Source organism: Conexibacter stalactiti, assembly GCF_033542075.1.
Lineage (GTDB): Bacteria > Actinomycetota > Thermoleophilia > Solirubrobacterales > Solirubrobacteraceae > Conexibacter > Conexibacter stalactiti.
In genome coordinates this window covers 1-4,249 of the sequence record NZ_JAWSTH010000189.1, presented here as the reverse complement: position 1 = coordinate 4,249, position 4,249 = coordinate 1, and the positions used below count along the sequence as shown (strand labels likewise).

At 75.4% G+C, this 4,249-nt stretch carries 3 protein-coding genes and 1 pseudogene; all 4 read left to right on the top strand.

Annotation, left to right across the window (positions count from 1 at the left end; translation table 11 throughout):
* A pseudogene (locus R7226_RS30985) lies at positions 1 to 400 on the top strand (hypothetical protein); the annotation flags it as partial.
* Between the two features lie 49 nt (positions 401 to 449).
* The gene (locus tag R7226_RS30980) at positions 450 to 1,112 is read left to right on the top strand and encodes a TIGR03773 family transporter-associated surface protein (protein ID WP_318601409.1); all 663 of its coding nucleotides are present in this window, start codon (positions 450 to 452) and stop codon (positions 1,110 to 1,112) included.
* 15 nt (positions 1,113 to 1,127) lie between these two features.
* Entirely contained in the window at positions 1,128 to 1,763 is a 636-nt protein-coding gene (locus R7226_RS30975) for a hypothetical protein (RefSeq protein WP_318601408.1), read from the top strand.
* Between the two features lie 8 nt (positions 1,764 to 1,771).
* Positions 1,772 to 4,249, top strand: a 2,478-nt coding sequence (locus R7226_RS30970) for a choice-of-anchor M domain-containing protein (protein WP_318601407.1), incomplete at its 3' end; no start/stop codon positions are given.

Here is a 4,249-nt window from a genome sequence, read left to right as displayed (position 1 = left end):
CGGCACGCAGCCGCCCGCCGGCACGCAGTCGCCGAGGGGCGGCACGGCGAGACCGCCGCGCGGATCCGGCGGCGGCGCGCGGAAGCCGCCTGGCGGGTCCGGCCGCGGCACGGCGCGGCCCCGCCTGGCGCTCACCGCGTCGTACCCGCGCCTGGGTGGCCGCGTCATCACCCTGCGGCTGCGGCTCGGGACGCGCAGTCGTGTGACGGTCGCGGTGCGCCGCCACGGCCGCGTGGTCTCCCGCGGGACGGCGCGGGGCGTGCGGGCCGGTGCGCGCGACGTCCGCGTGCGGCTCGACCGCCCGCTCGCGCCCGGCGGTCGCTACCGCGTGCGCGTCACGGCGTCGGCCGGCGGCCGCACCGTGGCGCGGGCGCTGGCCCTGGAGGTCGCACCCAGATGAAAATAGGAACAAGTCTCGTTACTATTCGCGTCCGCCGGTCACGAACGCCATTCCGAAGGGACGCACGATGCTCAGCACCACCACTCGATCTCGGTCGACCGCCCTCGCCGCCCTCGCGGCCGGCGCATTCGCCTCCGCCGCCCTCGCGGCACCCGCCGCGGCGCGCACCGTGCTCTTCAGCGGGCACGTCGACGCGGTCGCCGCGCGGATCGATGGCGGCCGGCTGATCAGCACGCTGAAGGACTCGACCGGCGGCCGCACCGTCTGGCGCGACCCGAGCACGGTCACGATCCGCGTCGTCTCGAAGGCGCGCACGACCGTCCCGGCCGGTCTCGGCGTCGTCGGCCGCAAGGGCTCGCCGGTCTGGCTGATCCCGCAGGTCCAGCGCAGCGGCGTGATCTGGGCTGGCTGGAACACCGAGGCGGTCGGCTCGGCGCAGGTCCGCGGCGCGATCCGCTGGACGGTCAGCAGGGTCAGCGGCCCCGGCAAGCTCGTCGTCTTCCAGAGCGGCTCGTTCGGCGAGGCCGACGTGCTCTTCAACAGCGGCGCGCGGCTGCCGCAGGGGATCTCGATCCCGCTCGGCACGCACGCGCACGGCAACTGGGCCTTCACGAAGCCCGGCACCTACACGGTCGCCTACCGGCTGTCGGCGCGCTCCGTGTCCGGCACGCCGCTCGGCGACAGCTCGACGCTGACCTTCTCGGTCGGCTGAACGAAAGGACGCACCATGGGGAAGAAGCAGACGCTGCTCGCTGTCGCGACGGCCGCGGCGGCGACGCTCGGATTCGCCGGCAGCGCGCAGGCCACGACGACCGTCACCGGCAACCACTGGGACATCGGGCTCGCGTACGACTGCGACGCCGAGGAGTTCAGCGCCGAAGGGCTCCACGCCCACAGCCACGACACCGACCCGGCGAGCGAGCTGGAGCTGGCCGACACGGTCTTCCAGGTCAGCGGGACGAGCAACTCGATCTGGGAGTCGACGGTCTTCGGCAGAGCAGAGCTGCCGTTGAAGACGATCGGCGACGGCGGCACGTACCGCGTCGGCCTCTCCGTCGAGGCGGAGGGCGCGTGCGAGGCTCCGGCCGTGACGTTCACGAGCGGTGCCGTGACGGTTCCGGTCGGCGGCGCGCGCGTCGCCGGCTACCGCCGCGGCGAGAGCGACGGCGTCGCCACGACCAGAACGCGCTTCGACAGCGCGACGGGGACGAACAGAAACCTCGGCGTGACGATCGCCGACCACGAAGACCTGCGCTGGGGCTTCACCGACACCGGCACCTACAGACTGCCGCTCACCGCGACGGCGTCGGTCGGCGGCTTCCCGGTGACCTACAGAGCGACGTTGACGTTCAGCGTCGTCTGACGGACTCGATGACCCGCACCGCACGCATCGCGGCGCTGGTGCTGCTGGCGCTCGCCGTCCCCACCGGGACGGCGAGCGCGCAGCGCGCAGTCGCCGACGAGACCGCCTACCTCGCGCCCCGCCTCGACGCCGACGGGCAGCTCGAGCTGGGCCTGATCCACGGCAGACACGACGGCAGCGGGGACCGCTGGACGGCGCTCGCCGACGCCGTCGTGCACACGCGCGGCGGCGCGCAGACGACCGTTCCCGCCTGGGCGCCCGACGTCGGCCTCACGCTCTTCGGCACGACCGGCAGCGTCTTCTGGCAGACCGCCGACAACTCGCTGCCCGACGACGGCGCCGCGCGCGGCACCGTGCGCTTCGGCTGGACGCGCGAGCTGCTCTACGGGCAGCTGGCGAGCGCCGCCGCGGTCGGCACGATCCGCGGCGTCACGACGCCGCCCGGAGGCCGCGTCGCCGTCTACGGTCTCGGCCGCCCCGCGCCGGAGGCCGATCCCACCACCGCGCTCGTCAGCCTCGACAGCGACGGGATCGCCGCCGCCTCCTCCTTCAGCTTCTGGAGACAGGGCGCCGGGGCGAGAAACAGAACCCGGATGGCGTTGACCTGGGGCTTCACGCAAGCCGGCTACCACTGTCTCGACCTGGAAGTGCGGGCGACGTTGCTGAGCGGCCGGCAGGTCTACGCGCGCGAGCCGCTGACGCTCGCCGTCGGCGCCGCCGATCCGCAGTTGGCGCCGCCGTGCGCTGATGCCGGCGGGGAGACCCAGCTGCAGCTGACCAGCTCCGCCGGCGGGCCGGTTCAGGCCGGCGATCCGCTCACCTTCACCGCCGCCGTCGGACCGCCGGTCGCCGGCGCGATCCAGTTCTACGACGACGACGGCTCCGGATCGGAGCAGGCGCTCGGCGCCGCGGTCGCGGTGCAGGACGGGACCGCGACGCTGACGACGAGCGCGTTGAGACGCGGCGTCCACACGATCCGCGCCGTCTTCACGCCGACCGACGGCGCGGCCCACGCTGCCTCCTCGGCGACGTTGAGACGGGTGCGGATCTTCGCGCCCGGCGCCTACGTGCTGGAGACCGCGGCCGGCGAGTCGGTGCACGCCGACCTCGCCGTCCGCTCGCTCGGCGACGCGCTCGAGCTGGGGCTGGATGTCGACGGCGGCGGCGCCCGCTGGCAGCCGCTCGACGAGGCGATCGTCGTGGTCCCCGAGCGGGCGCGCGCGGCGATCCCGGCCGGCTACGAGCTGGTCGGGCCGGCTGGCGGCGACGCCTGGACGATCCCGCTCTCCCAGGTCGCGGGAATCCCGTGGCTCGGCGTCAGCTCCGAGCGCCTCGACGCGAGCCGCTTCCAGCGCTACACGGCGCTGCGCCTCGACGCCGTCGCCGGGATCGACGGCGGCCCGCCGCCCGGCGAGGTCGTGCTGTGGGATGCCGGCGACGGCAGCAAGCCATTCTTCAGCACCCGCATCGGCCTGCCCGACGGCGTCCGCATGCTGGCCGGCGCCAACCACTGGCACGCGAGCTGGAGCTTCACCGCGCCCGGCGTCTACTGCCTCGCCTTCGGCGCCGCCAACCGCGTCGCCGGCTCCGGCAGCGCGGTCGGCGACGCGCAGGTGCTGACGGTCGTCGTCGGCGACGCGATCGACCCCTACCAGCTCGACAGCTGCCCGCAGGCCGGCGTCGCGCCGACCGCCACCCACCGGCGCTCGCCGCAGGTCGCCGCGCGCGGCGGCGCGGTCGTCGTCGCCGACTCCGAGAGCGGCAGCGCGAAGCGCTTCTACGACGTCGTGCCGCGGCTGGCGGGCGGCGCGCTCGACGTCGCGCTGCTCGATGGCAGCCCGCTCGGGCCGGGGATCGCGCGCGACCTCGACGACGTCGTGCTGCGCGTCGGCCCCTCCGCGCGCACGTCGCTCTCCGCCGCCGATCCGCGCCTGCCGTGGCTCGGCGCCGCCGGCGCGCCGCTGTGGGAGGTCGACGAGGACGTCACGAGAGCGGGCTACGTGCTCGGGTGGGACACGACCAAGCTCGACCCCGCCGCGCTCGACGGCGACCTCAGCTGGCGGCTGACCGGCGTCGAGGGTCCGGGCGCGTTCCTGCTCTCCGACGAATGGGGCGAGCGCCACAGGGCGGCGCTGCTGAGCAGTCGCGCCGCCGCGGGCAGCGAGCGCGTCGAGCTGTGGCCGGAACGACGTGACAGAGCGAGCTGGGCCTTCACCGCCGCGGGCGTCTACTGCGTCGGCTTCGAGTGGACGGGCCGGCGGGCCGACGGCGAGCCGGTCGCGGCGAGACGGGTCGTGACCTTCCTCGTCGGCGACGGCGATCCGACCGTCGTCGTCCCCTGCGGACGGGGCGGCAGAGCCTCCGGTCCGCCCCCGCACGACGACGGCGGCGCAGTGAAGCCGCCGCCCGGCGACGGGCAGGTCGCGGCGCCGCCCGGCGACGGGCAGGTCGCGGCGCCGCCCGGCCAGCGGCCGCCGCTCGACGGC